Below are 19,623 nucleotides of genomic sequence, written 5' to 3' on the forward strand. Positions count from 1 at the left end.
TATATTAAAAGCAACGTACAATTTCCACACATTACTTTGTACAAATATTAATGTAACATTTAAAACTTAATAGAAATTAAAACAAATCTAAAGAAAAGGTAAAGTTTACTAAATTAAACACAAAAATACCCAATAACAAAAAGCTTAGCTTTTGTTATTGGGTATTTAGTAATTTACGAGTTAATAATTGGGCGTATTGATTCGAATCTTTCGTCACAATATGATAAAGATTCTTTACTCTGAGCTTTCGGCAAATAAATAGTCACTGTTGTCCCGACACCAACCTCACTCATAATACTTATATTCCCTTGATGACTTTCAATAATTTTATAACTTAGCATTAATCCAATACCGGTACCTTTTTCTTTCGTACTATAAAAAGGCTCACCTAATCTCTTAATTCTTTCTTCAGGTATTCCTATTCCTTCATCTACTACATGAATAATGACACCATCATCGTTTAATTCTTTTAAATAAATTGCAATTTTCCCACCATCTGGCATAGCTTCGATTGAATTTTGCAAAATATTAATAAATACTTGTTTCAATTGATTTTCTGAGCATTCAATACTAATATCTTTGGCGTCTGCATATAATTCAACTTGAATATTCGTCATAATTGCTTTTGTATTCATTAACGATACGACATTTTTGTAAATTTGATAAATATTTTTTTGTTCTGTATTTATTTCATCTGTTTTAGCAATTGATAAAAACTCTTGAAGAATCGCTTCTATTCTTTCAATTTCAGAAAGCATTAGATCGAAATATTTTTCTTGATCTTCTTTATTAATTTGGAATAACTGTATAAACCCTTTAATGACTGTTAATGGGTTCCTCACTTCATGAGCTACACCAGCTGCTAATTGACCGATTGCTGCAAGTGTATCTGATTTATTTAGCAATTCTTCTGTCTTTTTCCGCTCTGTAATATCGCGTACAATGATCATAATTTTATCATGTAATAATGGTAAGCATCTAGCTTCAAAGAAATCAATACTTCCATTAAGTGTAAGTGGATATTCAACAATTACATTCGTTCCTTTTTCCTGCACTTGACGAATGGCTTCCTGAAACTGCTGCGCTACTGGAGATGGTAATACTTCGAAAAACTTTTTCCCCATAAAAGCTTCTGCCGGTACGTAAAATTTTGTAGGAGATTCTGCCTTATAATCTATAATCGTGCCATCATCTTCTGTTAAAAAACATAAATCTGGTAAAGCTTTAAAAATTAATTCTAATTCAGACGTTTGTTGTTTTAACTGTCCTTCTATCGCTTTTAAATGTGTAATATCTACACCAACAGCCCAATAGCTATATCCTGTTACAGGAAACTGTTCTGATATATTGGACCACATAATTGTTTTAATTTCACCATTTTTACATGTTAAGTGCATTTCCCAATCTCTGAAATTTTTTCCACGAGTTAAAAATTTCGTTTGTATTTGGTGACGATATTTATGATCGGGGTACAATAATTGAAGTGCATTTGGATTCCCTATTATTTCTGCAGCGGTATAACCTGTTACAATTTCACACTCACGATTCCACAAAACAAAATCTCCATTATAATCAAGCGCATCTACCATAACAGGCATGTTTTGTAAAATCGTATGTAGTTCCTCCTCTTTTCGAGAAAGCAACGTTGTATTTTTACTTTGAAATACTTTTGTTGCCCCATCTATAATTAGATTTGAAAGCATTTCAAAATATTTTTGACAATTGAAAATTTCGCTTTTGTTTGACCATACTACAAAAGATCCTAAATGTTGATTGTATAAAAAAATGGGGATTTCAATTTTGGGAAGTTTACATATTTTCATCTCATTTATTCCAAATGAAAAGATACATTCTTTTTCAGCATCAAGAAGTTGATGTGATATGTTGGTTAATTTATAAAATTGTTCTGCCATGGTTTCTATTGTACTCACATCAATAAGTTCCATTAGCCGCGCATTCATTCCTTTTTCACCTCAATATGTAAAATTAATACAAATTCAAAATTTATACTTCTCCATTATACGAAGAATGTGCCTGTAGGTATATAGCTGTAGAACAATTATTCGAACAAATTTTATTTTTCAATTAAAAAAGAGAAGAATATAAGTATAAAATGAACCTTTCATCAATATGTATTTTAGTCCTCACACACTAATTCTGATTTGAAGAGAACCCAAATCGCGCACTCATACATACACCTGATTTTGATATCAGATTCATACACATCGATTTTAATAGTATACAAATACAAAAAATGTAAAGTTCACAAAATTTTCACAATTATCATGAAAAATATAAACATTTATTCCAATATATTCTATATAATAAAATGTAATAAGGCTTCTATGATTCTCATAGAATACCTTACCCCTAATAAAAAGAAAAAAGAATCCATTTGGATTCTTTTTTCTTTTTATATTTACATTACATATTTATATAAAGCATGTGCAACACCGTGTTCTTCATTTGATAAGGTTTCGTATTGACACATCGCTTTTATTTCTTCAACTGCGTTCCCCATTGCAATTGATATATTTGCTTTTTCCATCATGGAAACATCATTTAGACCATCACCTATCGCTACAGTATTTTCAACTGAAATATTCAGGTGTTCTGCTAAAGTATATAATCCATTTCCTTTTTGGGCATCTCGATGATTAATCTCTAAATTATGCCAATAGGAAGATGTAATGGCTAAATCAGTATTATGCAGAAACGTTTCTTTTAACCTTTTTAATTTTTCTATATCATAAGAAAATGGTAACAGCTTATGCACATGTATATCTGTTTCTACAATCGGTTTGCAACTTTCCGCACTATGAAACGCTGTATGCTCAAGATATAAAGCTGCGATCGTTTCTAACTCTTTCAAGTCGAAATTTTCATTTGAATTCTTCACGTACTCGATTTCATTGCGTACACTCTCTACTCCATATTCCGGTACGTACACACCTTTATCAGTATAAAGCTGATAATATAAGCCATTTTCTTCAAGATAGTTCACAATCTCAAGTGCTTGCACATTTTGAATTGGATATCTCTTCATCATTTTTTTATCTTTATATATAAGCGCACCATTTTCGGCAATAATTGGACACTCTAAATTTACTTCTAACAATAATCGTTCAATATCGATGATAGAACGTCCTGTACAAATTGCTACAACATGGCCCGCTTCCTGACATTTTCGAATTGCTTCTGCATTTTCTTTACTAATCATTTTATTCCCCGAAAGAAGAGTTCCATCTAAATCAATTGCGATTAATTTCATTATTTCTTCACCACTTTCTATATATACACGAGTTCATCTTAAACGAAAGGTATCGTTTTCATACTACCCTCGTAAAGTACTCCTTATTTATAATTTATGAAAAGCGTTTCAGGTCAAGAAATAATTAAAAATAAAATCAAAAGCTTTTCTTTAAAAAGAAAAGCTTTTGATTTTAAACTATGAACTATAACTAATATATTTTGTCTCACACATGTACACATTCTTTTCTTCAGTTGGGACATATATTTTAAACTTTTCTAAACGTTTTCCGTAAATATGAATGGTGATAACGCTTTCATTTTTAGCTATTTCAAGAATATGACAATCAGCTGGTGGAATGACTTTATCTGTTTCTCCTTCTCCCAAATAAAGATTTCCTTTATGTGTTAAATAAACAAGTGAATTTTCAAGCTGCTTAGTTTGTATAAAGTTCTGTACCATTATCTTTCCTGTAAAAACTCCTTCTACTCCCCATGTACCATCATGATCATGTAAAGGTGTAGATTGTCCATCTTTCCATACAAGAGCTAATACTTCAAAACGATTTAAAGGATCTTCATATAGCAAGTGTCGTGCATATTGAGCCGAATTCGCCTTCTGTTTTTCTAACGGAAGCCATGTTTTCTTTTCTAAAAGTTCTTCAAGTAATTTTTCAATCTTACAAACAATTTGATCTTCTAATAAATTACTATCAATTAAATCCGTTACAGCTTTAATAAATGTTTGAAACGTTTTACTTCCATTACACGTTAACATAAGCGTCCTCCTCTATTCTTTTTCACACACCTCCATACTAAATAACATACTAAAATTTTACAATTGAGAAATAAAAAGCAAGGTACAGTAAATTTGTACCTTGCTGCACTGTTTATTGAGTTTTTAAGCAAATAGGTAAGAATTTCAAAGTTTGTTCATTTTCCAATATACATTTTTCTAAATTGAAAGATGAAGGCAACTCTATTTTTTCAAAAGCATTTATGAAAGTTCTTAATGCAATCTCAGCTTCTAAACGTGCAAGTGGTGCCCCTAAGCAAAAGTGAGGGCCTTTACCAAATGTTAGATGCTTTTCATTTCCTATTCGGTGTAAGTTAAATTTAGAGGCTTTTGAAAACTTTTTCTCATCTAAATTTGCTGCACTTACCCATGCAACAATCATTTGATCCTTTTTCATAAAAGGTCCAAATATATTTGTGTCCTCTGTAATCCTCCTAGCTAATGTAACGGGAAAGCGATAGCGTAATACTTCCTCAATTGCTTTTGAAATTAATTTAGGTTCTTCTCTTAATTCTTTATATGTTCCAGGTGAGTCCACTAAAAAGCAATAAAAGCTATTAATAATTAAATTAGTAGTTGTTTCATTACCTGCCGCTAATAAACCTAAAGAAAAAGTTACAATTTCTTCATCAGTTAATCTTTCACCTTCATATTCAGCTCGTATTAAATCTGAAATAATATCATCGGTTAAATGGTATCTCTTTTCCTGAACGATTGGTAGAAGATATGCTTTAAATTCATTTAGTGCTATCCCCTTTTCTGCATCCAGATCATTAAACTTTTCTTTACTATACGGCATAAATAAAATATCAGACCATTCTTTAATTTTTTTACGGCCAGTTGTTGGCACTCCTAACAAATCGGATATGACGGTAACAGGTAAAAGTGCAGCAAACTCTTCAACAATATTAACCTCACTATATTTTCCGATATGTTCTACAAGTTCATTTGCGATAGACTGTATTCGAGGCTTCCATTGTTCTAAACTTCTGGGAGTAAATGCTTTAGAAACAATAGAACGTACATTACGATGTTCTGGTGGATCAGTAGAGTTGATATTTATTCTAGTTTCTAATGGTGGGATTGCGAATTGTCTTCGTTCCCTTCTACTTGAAAATAAGCGATAATCCGATAAAACTCGATTTACATCATCGTATAAAAAAACATTCCATACATCCTGTTCCACATCATAATGAACCGGATGGTTATCCCTCATAAATTGATACCACTCATACGGATTCCACAATTCTTCTTTTGTTTTCAGCTTTGAAATTTCATGAACTAAAATTACATTTTCAGGCGAAGCCATAGTTCTTTCCTCCCTTTTCTTTTACAATAAAAGTGATAGGTCGGTAGTTCAAAGTTGTATAATCTAACATATGTTATTTTAACATATACAAAAAGAGATTTTTCATTGGAGAACTTGAGAAATATATAAGGGGGATTTTTATGTACGTTGACATTTTATTACTAGCAGAATTAATGACTGGACCAAAACATGGATATGAAATAAAGAAAAATGTTCAAAATCGGTTAGGTGAGAATTTCGAATTAAATCATAACACACTGTATCCCGCTCTTCGACGGTTCGAAAATATGGGTGCTATAACGAAAAAAATACACAAACAAGTCGGAAAGCCAAACCGAAATATGTACGACATAACTGAAACAGGAGAAGAAATTTTTTCTGAAATGTTAAGAGAGTTTCCCGAAAAACTTGCGACAAATAACGCTGAATTCCTTGTACGTATCGCGCTATTTGAAAAACTTGATTACGATGCTAGAAAAGAAATTTTAACAATACGCCAAGACGTACTACATAAACAACTTACTGCTATTCACACTTTAGATGTTAGCTCATCTTTCATTACAGAAGTCATTGAATTTAGTAAATCACGTATTGAGCATGAATTGCTCTGGATTACTTCACTTATGAAGAAAATATGAAAAATAACAAGAAAAAATTAAAAACAATGAATGAAAATGAGATTTATTATCAATACTATAATTAATAAAAGGGCAACCACGATTTGGCTACCCTTCAAAATTTTATAATTCTGGATCAAAAGTTTTGCAATCTGTTTCTTCCGTAGTTGATGCCTGTTTCCCTTTATTACTTACTACATAAATTGCATCTGCACTACATTTATTACCGTTAGCCCAAAATTTACAGTTGTTTACTTCACATAAAACGTCTTGTGCCATAGTATCACACCTCCTTGTTCTATTATCATTAACAAAATTCGGAGGTATGATACTCTTTGTCATGCATTTTTTATTCCCTTTTTAGCTTTCTTAATGGTTCAATATCTCCTTGTACAATAGCATCTATATTTTCAGTTATTTTTTCAATTTCAAAATGCCACCATTGAATTTGCAATAATTCTTCTATTATTGTATTTGTAAATCGTTCCTTTATTTTATTTGCAGGGTTTCCGCCAACAATTGTATATGGTGCGACGTCTCTAGTCACAACAGATTTAGCTGCAATAATTGCACCATCCCCTATTCTTATTCCTGGCATAATCGTTGTATCCATACCAATCCAAACATCATTTCCTATAACTGTATCACCTTTATATGGTAAATCAGACAAACTAGGTGTATACTTCTCCCACCCATTTCCAAATATATTAAATGGATATGCCGAAAATCCATCCATCCGATGATTTGCTCCGTTCATAATAAAGGTAACTCCATTTGCAATACAACAAAACTTTCCAATGGTAAGGCGATCATCAAGAAATTCATAATGATGTAATACTCGATCTTCTAATGTTTCTCCATCTTTCGCATCATAATAAGAATAGTCACCAACAAGTATATTAGATTTCGTTATTGTATTTTTTATAAATTGAACGTTTTGATTTCCTTCAATAGGGTATTTAATATTTGGATTAGGATTCATGTTGTACAGCACTTCCTTTACTATTCATTTCACTTTCTACTGCTATCGTTGGCTTTAGGTTGTATATGGGTAAAATAAACAATAATCCAATAAGAAATAACAATGCCGTTCCCTCGTACATCGTGCCTAATGAAAACTTCTCCTTTAATGAGCCAGCAATACTCATCGTTACTACCATTGAACCTGTGAATAGTGGACTTAAAATACCATTTACACGACCAATAAAATCAGTATCGCTATTTTGAATAATGAGCGTATTAATACCAATTTGGATACAAGGAAGAGCTAAACCGCTAAAAAGTTGTGCTGTAAGTGTCACCCATAAATTTGTGGAGTAGCCTATAATACCAATGCCTATCGCCTGACCGAGCATCCCTACAATTAACATCTTTTGTGGAGCAACATTTTTCGCAAATACCATCGCTAAAGCGCCGCCAACAATCATTCCCGCACCATTGACTGTTAGTAACCATTGTAAACTCTCTTTTGACAGCCCTAACTGCTCAGTCACAATAAATATACCTAATGGCTGAATTAATCCTATACCTAGTCCTGCTGCCATAAAACAAAGCCCTAGCAAAGTTAATGCTTTTTTCTTTTTTACGTATTTAATACCGTCCAGCATTTCCTGTAATAGAGTGATTTCTTTCTTCTCATTATCATTCTCAAGATCTTTAGGAAGAAATAACAACACAGCTGCCGCAAGTAAAAAAGCGATACCTGTTATGATGATTGAAATATAAATTCCAAAACTATGAAAAATAAATGTTCCAAGAATCGGTCCTAACACCATAAAAATCGCAAATATTGTTTGATATATAGACATCGCTAATTGGATTTGTTCCGTTGATAAATGTTGTTTAAATAATTTCATTCCAGATGGTTGAGAAAACTGCGAAAGGATTGCAGAAATAAGCGTGACAAAAAACACAATTTTCCACGTACCAAACATAAGAGTAATTAATACAGCAAATACTGAAATAGAACTTAAAGTCTCACACCATATCATTGTCTTTTTTGGCTTCCACCTATCAGCAAAGGTTCCACCAATAAATGAGAAAATAAAAATGGGAGCGAATTCAGCAACCGAAATCATCGAAATAGCAAAAGCATCACCTTTCGTCATTTCCATTACATATAGTAATACTGCAAAGTTTCGGATCCATATTCCTATTTGTAAAAATAATGCTGATGCAAGAATTCCTTGCACAAACCGATTTTTTAACACTTGTGATACCCCATTGTTTTGTTTCATTACTACATTTGTCGACATAAAAAAGCCTCCTATTTCATGTTCTGAACAGGAGGCAGCACAAATCATATAAAAAGACTATATATTCGCAGAGCGAAATACATCCCTTTTCTATAAATGTACAGACTAATCCTATTCAGAAGAATATTTCGTTTTTTAACGAAGATCTCTTACAAATAGAATTAGTTGATCATTGGGATGTTTTCACCCTTCCGTTTCGAATTTAAACAACACATACATACTCTATGTAAATCATTTTCTATGTATGCATGTCTAAAAATAAATATTCTAGAATGTTAATGGTAATTCCTCTAAAGAACGCATTAAATAATTACCTTGCCAGTTAATTTCTTCACGATTCCCTTTTATTTGTAGTTCAGGCATTCGATTAAACAAAGTAGTAATAGCAATCTTTGCTTCCAACCTAGCAAGTGGAGCGCCTAAGCAAAAGTGGCTACCATGACCAAAGGCAATATGACGATTATTCTCGCGTGTAATATCGAATACTTCCGGGTTTTCAAATACTGTTTCATCACGGTTTGCAGAAGCTAAGGCAATGACAACCATATCTCCTTTTTCGATTGTTTGTTCGTGAATTTGGAACGGTTCAGCCGCCCATCTTCCAGTTGTAATCTCAACTGGAGAATAATAACGCAATCCTTCCTCAATAGCTGAATCAATTAATTTTGGATTATCCTTTAATAACTGTAATTGATTTGGATTTTCAAGAAATGCTAATACCGTATTTGTAATTAAATTCACTGTTGTCTCATGTCCTGCTACGATTAACAGCATTATCATTGAATATAGCTCTGGAGCACTAAGTTTATGCCCATCATTTTCAGCAAGTATTAGCGCACTAACCAAATCTTCTTTTGGATCTTTTCGTTTTATATCAACTATATATTGAAGATATGTAATAAACTCAGATAGTTGTTTTTCGGTTTCTTTAATTTCTTCAGGTGTTTCTGGCGATGCAATGACAGCATGAGACCAAATTCTAAATTTCGCTTGATCTTCTTTTGGAATGCCGAGCATTTCACTTATTACAATGATTGGTAAAGGGAACGAATAATCATCAACAAGATTTAATGTACCTTTTCGCTCTATTTCATTTATTAAATCATCCGCTATTCTCTGAATTCTTCCGTCTAATTGTGTAATCATCTTCGGTGTAAAAGCTTTTTGAACTAAAGATCGTAAACGACTGTGATTAGGTGGATCTGAATTTAACATGTGCGTTGTTAAATGATCACTATTGTCAACGGAAAGATACATGTTTTTTGTATCTTGAGGAAACACATTTGCCAGATCCTTTTTTAAACGATTATCTTTTAAAAGTGGCAGAGCATCTTCATATCTTGTAATAAGCCATTCTGCCCCTAATTCAGTTTTATTCACAAATAAGATAGGTTGCATCTTTCGCGATTCTTTATAAATTTCATATGCATCTTCTTTAAACTGAACTGAAGCTAAATTAATGCCATCTTCTATTCTTCGGCCAACTTTATTTTTCATTGACATTGTATTCCCTCACTCTCATTTGTTTTTGAAAACCACCCAACATATGCATTATACTCTAATAAAAACGTGAAAATTGTAAATTTTTAATCAAAATCTTACTTCATATATTGAAAAATAAAAAAGTGAGAGAGTAAAATACTTCCACTCTCTCACTCTTCTTTATGCAAAGCACATAAAATTACTAATTTGTTGATAGCGGTAACTTACTTTACGACGACGACCACCTTGCCAAGTATATCCTGATACCCCGTTTCTTCTCACTTCAGTCGGGAAGAACCATAAGTCCCTTCCGAAAGGACCAGGACGATGTAAACGTAAATATCCCCATCTTCCTAGACAGTTACACATCCATGATTTCATATTCCCTGCTTGTGCTGGAGAAGCAAATGTGGATGGTAACGATGGCGCTTGGGACGGCGGTGGTGACGTTGGAGCATCTTCCGCATCATCTGGTCTATAATCTTCTTGTTCCATATCTCTCACTTCATTTGTAGATTCATACCCGTAGTTTTGTGGATTATAATACATTCCTTGATCATATGGATAATTTTGTTGGTTATACATATTAACAAATCACCTTCTTTTCATTCAGTACCTTTAACATTCATATGCGATATGCCCCCTATAGGAAGCTTATGTATAGCCTAAATTCATAAAAAATGTTGCAAATTACAAATAGAAGAGATCCATAATAAATCTCTCCTATTTGCACTAAGCAAAGCACATGTAATTACTAATTTGTTTATATTGGTAAGTTACTTTAAAACGATGACCATCTTGCCAAGTATATCCTGATACATCAAATCTTCGAACTTCTATTGAAAAAAACCATAAATCTCTCCCAAAGGTACCAGGTATATATAACCTTAAATATCCCCATCTTCCTAGACAATTACACGTCCATGATCTCATTTGGGCTGTTGATATAGGCGTAGCAAATGTAGAAGGTATACTGGGAGGGTTAGATGGAGGTAGTAACTTTGGAGCATCGTCTGATTGACATGAACAGAACTGATTGTTCAATGAACTATTCCTCTTATTTATTAGTAAACTCTATATATTATATGAAACTTCCATAAAGGAAAAACTTCTGTTTTATTTCACCAAAAAATCCCTTCTAACTCTTTAAGAGAATTAGAAGGGATTTTTTGTTTAATTGCTATTTCAACTTCACACTATAAAAGCGCATTTCGTCTAGTGAACCTACAAATTCAAAAACTTCTTGTTTAATTAATTCCTTTAAGCGATATTCTAAAAATGTATCGCCAACTAACTGCTCTACAAGCCCAAGTGCTTCACCAATCACTCTAGGAGCTTTTAAGAATTCTCGATCAGCACCTACACTTTTCGCACATTCAATAATAAATTGATCAAAATAATCTTCTTGTACAGAATGCACTTCATTTTCTTTCCATACTCTTAAACATTCTATGCTATTCGATAATCTATCCCACTCATGTTCAAGCTTCATCCGCTTTTCTTCCGTTACATACGATAATTCTGCAAAACTGTTTTGAAGTAGAGCTAAACTTTCAGGTGATAATTCCCCTGTTCCACGAATATCATATTCTTGTTTTAATATTTCTTTACTTGCTTCAGATGTATTAATAATGCAAATATTTTTCTTATCTTTTAATTGCGCCATTACAAAACATAGGCCTACATGTTCATGTGCGTTATTGGCTTTCCAAATTGTAATAGGTGTTTCAATAGGAATAGTGTGTAGTTCTTCCAAAGTTTCTATAAACCTTGGTAAATACTCCTCTTCAAAATAACTATCATATGCAGTTAAGTTGTTTACTAACCATTTCTGTCTTGCTAGTTGCCCCTCATTCATATGTATCTTATTTATCGGTCCGATTGAAAAGAATTCAGAAAAAGCGACAACCATCTCTTCCAATCGTTCTTCTTGACTTAGCATATATTTTAAACATCCAGCTGTTGAATCATCAAACGCAATATGTATGTGTGAGCTTTCTTTTACATTCCTTTTATAAGATGTATTACTCGTTAGTTGCTTAGGAATATCCATCAAATTTTTAATTGAATCTTCACTATAACTTTCTTCTAATAAATTTAACTGAATCAGAATACTTTGAAGTAAATGTTTCGCTTCATCTTCGTACATATCCTCTACCACATTTTTGATTTTATCTATCACACAAATCCCTCTATTCATTTCAAAAATAACGTAGATAATAGTGTACCATTTAAGTATCACTCTTTAAAAGTTTTTTTAGTCAAATCATTTCTTACACAGATTAATGCAGCTATCTAAGTTTTTAATAAAATCTTTCTCTATCTTTTCCTCAAGCTATAGACCTAAAATATTTTTTGCTTCCCCGTTATCAATCATACGAAATCACAATAGTTGCTAAATAAATTTTAAATACTTTGTAAATCTTTTTATTTAAATGTATAATTATATAGAAAATAAAAAATACAGGAGCAATATTAATGGAGAAAATACTTACTAATTATAAACATCATTTAAAAAATTGGAGATTTATATTTATTTGTATATTACCTGCCGTCGCTTTATTATACACATTTGATGTTATCTTTGAACTACTGTTTCACCAAAATTTCTATTTGTCTAATTTAATTATTGCTGTCATTTTATTCTTAATATTTATTAACGTAAAAGATAAATTTAGAATCAAAGGTTAAAAAAAAACTATAATTGAAACGAAACCGTTGTAGAGCTACATTTTTCATAAAAAATAAGAGCACCCTGCTATTGGATGCCCTATTGTGATTAGAGGTTTTTTCTGAGTATTGATTCGGACACGAAGATCTTGTCCTACTATTTAATATATGCTTGTACTTATTTTATTGTGCACATATGAAGTATCACTAAAAATCCTACTCAAATTTTCATTGTACAATTATAAATAAAAAAACATCCCCATGGATGTTTTTTATGTACACACTTTTAAGCTTCCATAAACTTAGCCGGTACACCAATTTTTTCAACTACAGAAGATATATTAGTGGGATTAATCATTACATTTTCAATACAAACTAATTTATTCTCTAATAACCCTTTCTCTGTAGTAATAAGTTCTTCAAATCGTTCTAAAGTCATTGAGAATTTGTGCTCACTTCCACCATTCATACTGACTTTTACATACTTCATAGTGTCACCGCCTCTCTTAATTATCTATAATTCGATAAGAATGCGCTTACATCCTTTTTTATTAAGGTATGGTTTATCACTTTCCTCAATACGTTTAAAATGATTTTGAGAAAAACAGCTAATATACACCTCTTATTCTTTTTTTAAAGATTCTCTAGTAAACAACACTCTGTCTTGTCTTTTTTGTATGAGATTTTTCATTTTACATATACTACTTTTGAACCTGCATACCAATGCAAACCATTTTGGTGTTTTGGATTTCCCTTCCTGGGATAAGTATTTTTTACTTATCCCTTTTTTGTATAGATATGTATATTTAAGGTAAAACTAAGTACAAGCAGTTTTTCTGTTTATTCGTAGTTCTTAATCAAAAGACTTTTCTCCTTTAAAGGACAGTAAATTCGACTACTTGTCCTTTTTTATTTACATTTCACACGTCATTTCCGTCTAATTCTAAACATTCTATTAGGACTCCTAAATAGCCGATATTTATACTCATACAAAATAAGCATTTTTTGGTACTTTCCTTTTTGGGTTACACAACACAATAGTCATGACCAACGTATCGTTCTTCTTATCTCAAAAGGTCTCCTAAAGCTGAGATTACCTTATTATTCCTCAAAATCATCTCTATTGTCATTCCATCACTTGTTTTTCCAAGATATCTATTGTTTTTTTATTTACTTTGTTATGAAAAGCCTCATTCACTTCATCTATTACTTATTGAGGTGTCCACTCCCTTGGAAAGAATGTGGATTTTGGACCTTTTAATACCCCATCAATTTCAATTTTGGCCCTATAAACCCCATTTTTATCAGGTACACTCTCAGTCCCTGGAATAATCTTTCCACCCATCACATTCTCATGATGATACCCAACTGCTTTCCCACGTTTATTAATTTCCTCATGATAAATGTGTTTCATTGTATCAGTTTTATATTTTTCCGTACCCTGAGTACCATCCTTAGCCCCTTTAACTCAACCAATTTCTTCCTCAAGCTTTGAAATCTTACTTTGAGTATAGGCTTTCGTCTCTTTATGACTTAGGGTGATTGCCTCTTCAAATATTAACAACTATAATTACAAGTAAATTAAAATAGACTTAAAAGGAATGAATTCTTTACAATACAGAATTCATTCCTCACTAGTTGCTTAAAATATTTGTCTAACTCTTTAGGTTCAATTCGCATTCAATATACCCTAAACATACATTAAATTTAAATTACCCTCCATATTTTTTAAATTCCTAAGAATGATGGAAAGCTAGCATACCCTGTAAGCTTATGCTAAATACCACTCTTCCGTAGAAAAATTATCAGCATTTGGATTTCCTTCTAACTCCCATTCGCTAATAAAATTAATTATTTCTCCTAAAATTAGATTTATATCATGATTCTTTATAATCAAACCTCTATGATTATTCCAAGTAAAATCAATTTCGATATTTATATTCAACTCATCCTCACATTTACTTAAAAAGTCATTCATTACTAAGGTAAAATATAAATTCACAAAATTATCAGAAACTCAAATTACGGATGATTCATCATTAACCTTCTCTATTCTAAATCTTAAATTATTGTACGCAATCCACTTTATATTACCTTGTATTTTTTCTTCTTTCATCATTATTTCCCTCCCATACTATGATATATTCCTGTCAAGACATCCATTGCTGAATTTGTTTTTAAACTGCCATATACCACATCTTCCCATCGACTGATATACATCTCTATAGAAAGCGCAATTATTAATAAAAATAACTTCAATTTATTTTATTAACCGTTCTCTTTACTTCGTAATTAAGTATTAAAATATTGTTGGTTATATTTTTGTAATAAAATGTAATCACACAAAACAAACGGTTTTTGATTGCACAGAAACCTTTTATTTGATATCCATTTCTTTATATGCTTACATTATAATTGCCAATAAGAATGATAAAGATAGAAATGCACAAAGCGGTATATATAAAACAGTGTCCATTCTAGCAAAATGCGTATCTTTTTCGCTTTTAAAAATACCAAAATAACGAAACTCACCAATTACTCTTATGAAAAAAACAACCATACAAACCCAGGATCCTATTTGAATAATAATATTTGGAACTGCAAAATAAACAACATCTGCTTGTTGTAATAAAATCATTGCTGCCATACTTAATAACAACGCAATGAACAATGTCATTCCTACACCTGGTGTAAACGCCTTTTCTCCTGATTTTGTTGGAATGACACTATTTGTCGCCCACTTACCTCCGAAAGCCCAGTAAACATGTAAAAAGCTAACTAAGAATAATATACAAGCAGAAATATATGTAATTATCAGCATTTTGTCCTCCCATTATTTTATTTAAGTCCTCAACTTTAGAGTATGCTATGAATTCCTCATTAGCAATATGTAATTACATAAAAAAACCTTTAATAATTTATCAATTCAATGATAAATTATTAAAGGTTTTACTGAAATTTATTATGCATTATACCTATTTCTACGACGTTCCATCCTCGTTTGTCCTTGAGCAGTACCTTCTTTAAATTGATGTATTTGTTCTGTCATTTCATAAGTTGCAGCTGAAGCTGGTTCCTCGTTATTATGCTCACGTATTTTTTCTGGTGTTTTTCGTTTTGATACTTTTCCACCAAACTTAAATAGTTTCATCTTAAATTTCGGTAATCTTGGAAGTGGAATCTTAAATGATAATTTTTTACGCTTCTTTTTTTGTTGAAATAGATTTATATTTTCTTTATTAACATCCTTTTCTTTACGGTGTAATAACATCGCAAGTAATCCACCTAATATAAGTCCACCAACTAAAAGCATGAGATATTTGAAATTGCTTGTCATTAAACTCGACATACGTTCAAGTATAACTAACGACTGTACTTCTTTAATATCCCAAAGTAAAGCGGCCCATAATGAGAATAAACCTAAAGTCAGTCCATATGTACGAAAACGGAATAAACATGGAATTAAAGCGATACAAGCGGCAATTTTCGCATTCGCTATTATGGAGCTTGTTGAAATATCCTGATGCCAAATGACTAACAGTAGTGTTATGAATGGCGCGTATGCTATCCAGCTACATATACGTGAATATATTTTTTTCGCAAAATAACTACCGAAACTAGTAAAAAATAAAAGGCCTCCAATATATAAAGATTGTTCTAGTGGGATTTGCTTTATTATTCCTGCAACTGGAAAGAGGCCGCTCAATAGCATCAATAACACATCTAATTTCTTCACAATTCCTCATTCCTTTCAAATTTCTTTTGAATCAATTCATATTGCTTTTCCATATGATGTAGATTTTATATTTCTAAAAAACATCTTAATCCTGTATGTAAATAAAGTAAATACGTAAAAGAGAAGATACATGACAAAAGATATCCTTATTTACATGAAAAAATGACAAATCCTGATCGATATAATGAACAGGATTTGTCTACTATTATTTAAAGCAGTGCGATTGAATCTTTCTTTTCTATCTTTATTATATCTACATCCAATTCATCATCAAACTCTTTAAACTCTCTTGCATCTATATCCGTCATATAGCTCTTTATTATTTTCGCCATATGCATAGAATATGGCATGTGTATATTCTTTTCCAAAAGCATACTTGAATTACAGCACATATAATGTACCATTTTGGCAATATAGTTCCTTTCAACCGCTTTTACACCTAGCGGTAAAATTTCAAGTATGTATCGCTGCAATGTTTGATTACCATTAAATAAATATTCACCAGTGCTATAATACATTCCTTTTTGATCTGTGTATAAACTTGTGCCATCCAGTACATCATCACATTCTATCGCACCGTATTTTGGTACATCAAAAGATGTATTTATTCTTATAATGTTTAAGTTTGGTACCTTTAGCACATCAGGGACAATCTCTGGTAAAATATCTATATCAATTTTTTTATTTTGCAACTCTTTTATCCAATATTTTCTTACATTCGCATCTATAATGAAATATACTTGCTCATTTTGCTCTTTTGCGTGTTGTAAAATTCCCGTTAGTGTTTCAGAGACAAATTGTTTAAATTGAACCCCCATATCATTTCTTTTTGAAGGCTGTGGTAAAAAACTATTATGTTTATTTATATTTAATAATAAACGATCAATCGTTTGCCATTCTGTATTCCCATATAATTTATATGAAATTTCTTTACCTTTTATTTGTGAAATAATAGGTAAGAAATCAAATTTTGAGATTCGTTCAATTGATAAATTAACATATGTACAAGGTAAATTTATCTTATTCCAACTACGTTTCAAAAATCCTTTTTGTTCTAATAAACTAAGAACACAATTTATAATTGTTTTACGAGATACACTTTGGCCTATAAATAAATTAATAAATGCCGAAATACGGTTTGTTCGTGCGAACCCTTCTCTAACGATTTGCTTTGGATCAATTTTTTCGCGCCCATCACAATTTTTCATTGCGATTAACGCCAATGTCGCATCATTACGCTCACCTGCAGTAGCATAGACCGCTTTCATAACATCCTCTACTAAATTTGTTTTATATTTCTGGCAATATTGCATTTTATATGGGTTTTGCAAAACTTTTTCAATATTATATCTTACTATTTTTAATAATACTGGAGAATCTGCATTTAATACATATGAAGACTCACCAATTTGAGCTAACACAATTTCACTTTCAAATAACGCTTGTTCTACTTCCATTGAAATTTTTTTAGACCATATTTCTAACGTTATAGTCTCTAATCCTTTTGGAGCAATTAAAGGGAATAATTCATTTTCATTATTTGTTGCTAGCTTTTTACATTCTGGTAGTAATGTGAAATAAGAGAATTTTTGCTGAAACCCTTTAAATAAATACTCTCTTTCCTTTACTTTTATACCAGGTTTTATTTTAGTACCTTGAACTTTATATATTCTCTCATTGTATGGAAGCAACACCCTAAGATTTGCTCCTAACATATAATCTTTCGGATATTGAAGAATGTGCTCTAATTCAACTTCTCCACCTATATGAAAATCATCTTTTAAATTTCTAAAAATCTTAATCCATTTTATGCCGTTTGTAGCTTGTTGTACTTTTAGTTTTACAAACCGTGATTTTTTATTATTCGATGCAAATTCTGGAGTAGAAATTAATACCATGCCCCGTTTTCGTCTTAACAGCAAAGGAATGTCTGGATGGTTATATTCTTGATAAAACCTCCGAATGCCTATTGAAACATTTAATAATGGAATATTCTCGCCTCCGCGCGTTATACATTCGAACCGATATACGTAGGCGAAATAATCTTGTGTTTTTTCATCTTTAATAGGCTCTGACATAGCCTCACAAATATTTTGTGATCTAAGTGGAGAAAAGTATATATCTTCTTCGTTTATGTTTTCTAATTGTACGGGACTCTCACAAAAAATATGTGAAATTAAAGCGGGCACCCATTTAGAATATGTTTCATTATCATGTAGTACTGTTAAATTAGAAATTAAATCGTAATGCCATTCATATTTTGGCGATTCTATTAATTTATTAGGTTTCCAATCATGAATAATCTCATACCAACTTTGAAAAATATAATCGAGTTGTTCTTTTCTAATAGGTTCTTTCGATACAATCCACGGTGTATTTTCATTTAATACATATGGATTATGCTGAATAAATAATATATCAGAAAACATATCATATAATCTTTCATTCAATCGTTTCAACTTACTCGTTAATAAAAATGTTTTATAATGTATTTCTACAATATCGAGCCATTCAATAGGGAAATATATAAATGATACGCTTTCGTTTAATAGAGGTTCTACTATATTATCAAATGTTAACAACTTTAATTTTTCCATAAAATGATTACTTCCTTTCTTCATTTATCTTGATCATCAAAAACTAGAAAAACAGTTACTTAATCTAATCAATTTAAACCAAGTATTTAAAAGAAAAGTAAAAACTATTTATCCAAATAAAACATTACCAAAACGACTCTTTTAAAAATTAAAAGTAGTTATCATATACAGCACCTCCTAAATCGTTATTTTTATACATAAGAATTATACAATATATATAATGTATTGTATTTATCATTTACAATAACTTTACAATAAAACTAAAAAAGAACACCTTAAGTCGATGCTCTCCTTTCAAATATCAACCATTATGTAATTGAACATATAGATAACATTAATCCTGCAAATGAAATTGCTCCTATTAAACCTATTACAAATCCTGTTAAACAAATACAATCGGCTAGACAAATGGAAGACTGCGATAATGGAACAAATGACCTACTTGTACTCGATCCATATTTTTTTATTTTTTCATAATTCATATCTAACATGAAATGTAGACATGTTACACCATCCTCAATAGTATGTAGAGATTCTTTTTCTAATCGCTCCAATAATTTACTATTAAAAGCAACTGGAAGAGGATACAGCTTATCTAATTTCATATTTTGATAAATTAATTCTAAACGAGATAATAGATTATTTTTCTTTTTTTCAGATGTTACTGTACATTTCATGTTATTAAGTTCATTTAATAACATTGTCAATTCATCTCTTTTTCCGTATAAATCCTTAGCTATTTTTCTCTTTATTTTGTACGAATGGATAATAGATTTAAATTCAATCATTTTAATACACTTCCTAATTAAATATTATTTACCCATTATTCTATAGATAAACAGTACTTTTTAATCCTATTTAAAATACACTCAAACATCTTAATTTACTATCGATTAACATTACATTAAACTT

The 19,623-nt window shown here is 31.1% G+C and carries 18 protein-coding genes and 1 pseudogene; 2 read left to right on the forward strand and 17 right to left on the reverse strand.

Annotated elements, in window-relative coordinates; translation table 11 throughout:
- Positions 1–173: 173 nt before the first annotated feature.
- From ACUN28_RS16525 to ACUN28_RS16540, 4 genes are all read right to left on the reverse strand, one after another.
- Positions 174–1,961 (reverse strand): ATP-binding protein, encoded by a 1,788-nt coding sequence (locus ACUN28_RS16525; protein ID WP_016087703.1) that lies wholly within the window; start codon positions 1,959–1,961, stop codon positions 174–176.
- 458 nt (positions 1,962–2,419) lie between these two features.
- Entirely contained in the window at positions 2,420–3,271 is an 852-nt protein-coding gene (locus ACUN28_RS16530; protein WP_016087704.1) for a Cof-type HAD-IIB family hydrolase, read from the reverse strand.
- A 177-nt stretch (positions 3,272–3,448) separates the two neighbouring features.
- Positions 3,449–4,027 (reverse strand): cysteine dioxygenase family protein, encoded by a 579-nt coding sequence (locus tag ACUN28_RS16535; RefSeq protein WP_016087705.1) that lies wholly within the window; start codon positions 4,025–4,027, stop codon positions 3,449–3,451.
- A gap of 112 nt (positions 4,028–4,139) precedes the next feature.
- A complete protein-coding gene (locus ACUN28_RS16540; RefSeq protein ID WP_016087706.1) occupies positions 4,140–5,354 on the reverse strand; it encodes a cytochrome P450 in 1,215 nt (404 codons plus the stop codon).
- A gap of 140 nt (positions 5,355–5,494) precedes the next feature.
- On the opposite strand from ACUN28_RS16540, the gene ACUN28_RS16545 reads away from it, so the two are divergent.
- Positions 5,495–5,992 carry a helix-turn-helix transcriptional regulator gene (locus tag ACUN28_RS16545; protein ID WP_016087707.1) on the forward strand — a complete coding sequence of 166 codons (498 nt, stop codon included), beginning with the start codon at positions 5,495–5,497 and terminating at the stop codon, positions 5,990–5,992.
- Between the two features lie 102 nt (positions 5,993–6,094).
- Here the strand turns inward: ACUN28_RS16545 and ACUN28_RS16550 are convergent, their stop codons facing one another.
- The 6 genes from ACUN28_RS16550 to ACUN28_RS16575 all read right to left on the reverse strand — a co-directional run bounded on the left by ACUN28_RS16550 (position 6,095) and on the right by ACUN28_RS16575 (position 11,890).
- On the reverse strand, positions 6,095–6,250 hold the full coding sequence (locus ACUN28_RS16550) for a DUF1540 domain-containing protein (protein WP_000046094.1): 156 nt from the start codon (positions 6,248–6,250) through the stop codon (positions 6,095–6,097).
- Between the two features lie 70 nt (positions 6,251–6,320).
- On the reverse strand, positions 6,321–6,953 hold the full coding sequence (locus ACUN28_RS16555) for a Vat family streptogramin A O-acetyltransferase (protein ID WP_016087708.1): 633 nt from the start codon (positions 6,951–6,953) through the stop codon (positions 6,321–6,323).
- Positions 6,943–8,226, reverse strand: coding sequence for an MFS transporter (locus ACUN28_RS16560; RefSeq protein ID WP_016087709.1), 1,284 nt, complete (start codon positions 8,224–8,226; stop codon positions 6,943–6,945). Before ACUN28_RS16560 ends, ACUN28_RS16555 begins: the two co-directional genes overlap by 11 nt.
- Positions 8,227–8,493: 267 nt before the next feature.
- Entirely contained in the window at positions 8,494–9,729 is a 1,236-nt protein-coding gene (locus ACUN28_RS16565; RefSeq protein WP_016087710.1) for a cytochrome P450 family protein, read from the reverse strand.
- Positions 9,730–9,888: 159 nt separating this feature from the next.
- Positions 9,889–10,293: a hypothetical protein gene (locus ACUN28_RS16570; protein ID WP_016087711.1), complete on the reverse strand. Its 405-nt coding sequence runs from the start codon at positions 10,291–10,293 to the stop codon at positions 9,889–9,891.
- A gap of 595 nt (positions 10,294–10,888) precedes the next feature.
- Complete coding sequence (locus ACUN28_RS16575; protein ID WP_016087713.1) at positions 10,889–11,890, reverse strand: DUF1835 domain-containing protein; 1,002 nt, start codon at positions 11,888–11,890, stop codon at positions 10,889–10,891.
- A 296-nt stretch (positions 11,891–12,186) separates the two neighbouring features.
- Between ACUN28_RS16575 and ACUN28_RS16580 the strand changes: the two genes are divergently transcribed.
- The gene (locus ACUN28_RS16580; RefSeq protein WP_016087714.1) at positions 12,187–12,399 is read left to right on the forward strand and encodes a hypothetical protein; all 213 of its coding nucleotides are present in this window, start codon (positions 12,187–12,189) and stop codon (positions 12,397–12,399) included.
- Between the two features lie 265 nt (positions 12,400–12,664).
- Here the strand turns inward: ACUN28_RS16580 and ACUN28_RS16585 are convergent, their stop codons facing one another.
- The 7 genes and pseudogenes from ACUN28_RS16585 to ACUN28_RS16615 form a co-directional block, all read right to left on the reverse strand.
- On the reverse strand, positions 12,665–12,868 hold the full coding sequence (locus ACUN28_RS16585) for a hypothetical protein (protein ID WP_016087715.1): 204 nt from the start codon (positions 12,866–12,868) through the stop codon (positions 12,665–12,667).
- A gap of 720 nt (positions 12,869–13,588) precedes the next feature.
- Positions 13,589–13,792, reverse strand: a complete 204-nt coding sequence (locus ACUN28_RS16590; protein WP_016087716.1) for an EndoU domain-containing protein — start codon at positions 13,790–13,792, stop codon at positions 13,589–13,591.
- 357 nt (positions 13,793–14,149) lie between these two features.
- Positions 14,150–14,494: pseudogene (locus ACUN28_RS16595) on the reverse strand (hypothetical protein).
- Positions 14,495–14,782: 288 nt separating this feature from the next.
- Complete coding sequence (locus tag ACUN28_RS16600; RefSeq protein WP_016087719.1) at positions 14,783–15,199, reverse strand: DUF3995 domain-containing protein; 417 nt, start codon at positions 15,197–15,199, stop codon at positions 14,783–14,785.
- 141 nt (positions 15,200–15,340) lie between these two features.
- The gene (locus tag ACUN28_RS16605) at positions 15,341–16,114 is read right to left on the reverse strand and encodes a DUF3959 family protein (protein WP_445423404.1); all 774 of its coding nucleotides are present in this window, start codon (positions 16,112–16,114) and stop codon (positions 15,341–15,343) included.
- Between the two features lie 209 nt (positions 16,115–16,323).
- Complete coding sequence (locus ACUN28_RS16610; protein WP_016087721.1) at positions 16,324–18,711, reverse strand: RNaseH domain-containing protein; 2,388 nt, start codon at positions 18,709–18,711, stop codon at positions 16,324–16,326.
- 308 nt (positions 18,712–19,019) lie between these two features.
- The gene (locus tag ACUN28_RS16615; protein WP_016087722.1) at positions 19,020–19,499 is read right to left on the reverse strand and encodes a hypothetical protein; all 480 of its coding nucleotides are present in this window, start codon (positions 19,497–19,499) and stop codon (positions 19,020–19,022) included.
- Between the last annotated feature and the right edge of the window lie 124 nt (positions 19,500–19,623).

This window comes from Bacillus sp. WC2507 (assembly GCF_052656125.1).

Coding starts and splice junctions, on each gene's coding strand:
- ACUN28_RS16540 (WP_016087706.1), bottom strand. CDS start 5,354: ATGGCTTCGCCTGAAAATGTAATTTTAGTTCATGAAATTTCAAAGCTG.
- ACUN28_RS16530 (WP_016087704.1), bottom strand. CDS start 3,271: ATGAAATTAATCGCAATTGATTTAGATGGAACTCTTCTTTCGGGGAAT.
- ACUN28_RS16560 (WP_016087709.1), bottom strand. CDS start 8,226: ATGTCGACAAATGTAGTAATGAAACAAAACAATGGGGTATCACAAGTG.
- ACUN28_RS16545 (WP_016087707.1), top strand. CDS start 5,495: ATGTACGTTGACATTTTATTACTAGCAGAATTAATGACTGGACCAAAA.
- ACUN28_RS16555 (WP_016087708.1), bottom strand. CDS start 6,953: ATGAATCCTAATCCAAATATTAAATACCCTATTGAAGGAAATCAAAAC.
- ACUN28_RS16615 (WP_016087722.1), bottom strand. CDS start 19,499: ATGATTGAATTTAAATCTATTATCCATTCGTACAAAATAAAGAGAAAA.
- ACUN28_RS16525 (WP_016087703.1), bottom strand. CDS start 1,961: ATGAATGCGCGGCTAATGGAACTTATTGATGTGAGTACAATAGAAACC.
- ACUN28_RS16580 (WP_016087714.1), top strand. CDS start 12,187: ATGGAGAAAATACTTACTAATTATAAACATCATTTAAAAAATTGGAGA.
- ACUN28_RS16570 (WP_016087711.1), bottom strand. CDS start 10,293: ATGTATAACCAACAAAATTATCCATATGATCAAGGAATGTATTATAAT.
- ACUN28_RS16550 (WP_000046094.1), bottom strand. CDS start 6,250: ATGGCACAAGACGTTTTATGTGAAGTAAACAACTGTAAATTTTGGGCT.
- ACUN28_RS16600 (WP_016087719.1), bottom strand. CDS start 15,199: ATGCTGATAATTACATATATTTCTGCTTGTATATTATTCTTAGTTAGC.
- ACUN28_RS16610 (WP_016087721.1), bottom strand. CDS start 18,711: ATGGAAAAATTAAAGTTGTTAACATTTGATAATATAGTAGAACCTCTA.
- ACUN28_RS16565 (WP_016087710.1), bottom strand. CDS start 9,729: ATGTCAATGAAAAATAAAGTTGGCCGAAGAATAGAAGATGGCATTAAT.
- ACUN28_RS16590 (WP_016087716.1), bottom strand. CDS start 13,792: ATGAAACACATTTATCATGAGGAAATTAATAAACGTGGGAAAGCAGTT.
- ACUN28_RS16535 (WP_016087705.1), bottom strand. CDS start 4,027: ATGTTAACGTGTAATGGAAGTAAAACGTTTCAAACATTTATTAAAGCT.
- ACUN28_RS16585 (WP_016087715.1), bottom strand. CDS start 12,868: ATGAAGTATGTAAAAGTCAGTATGAATGGTGGAAGTGAGCACAAATTC.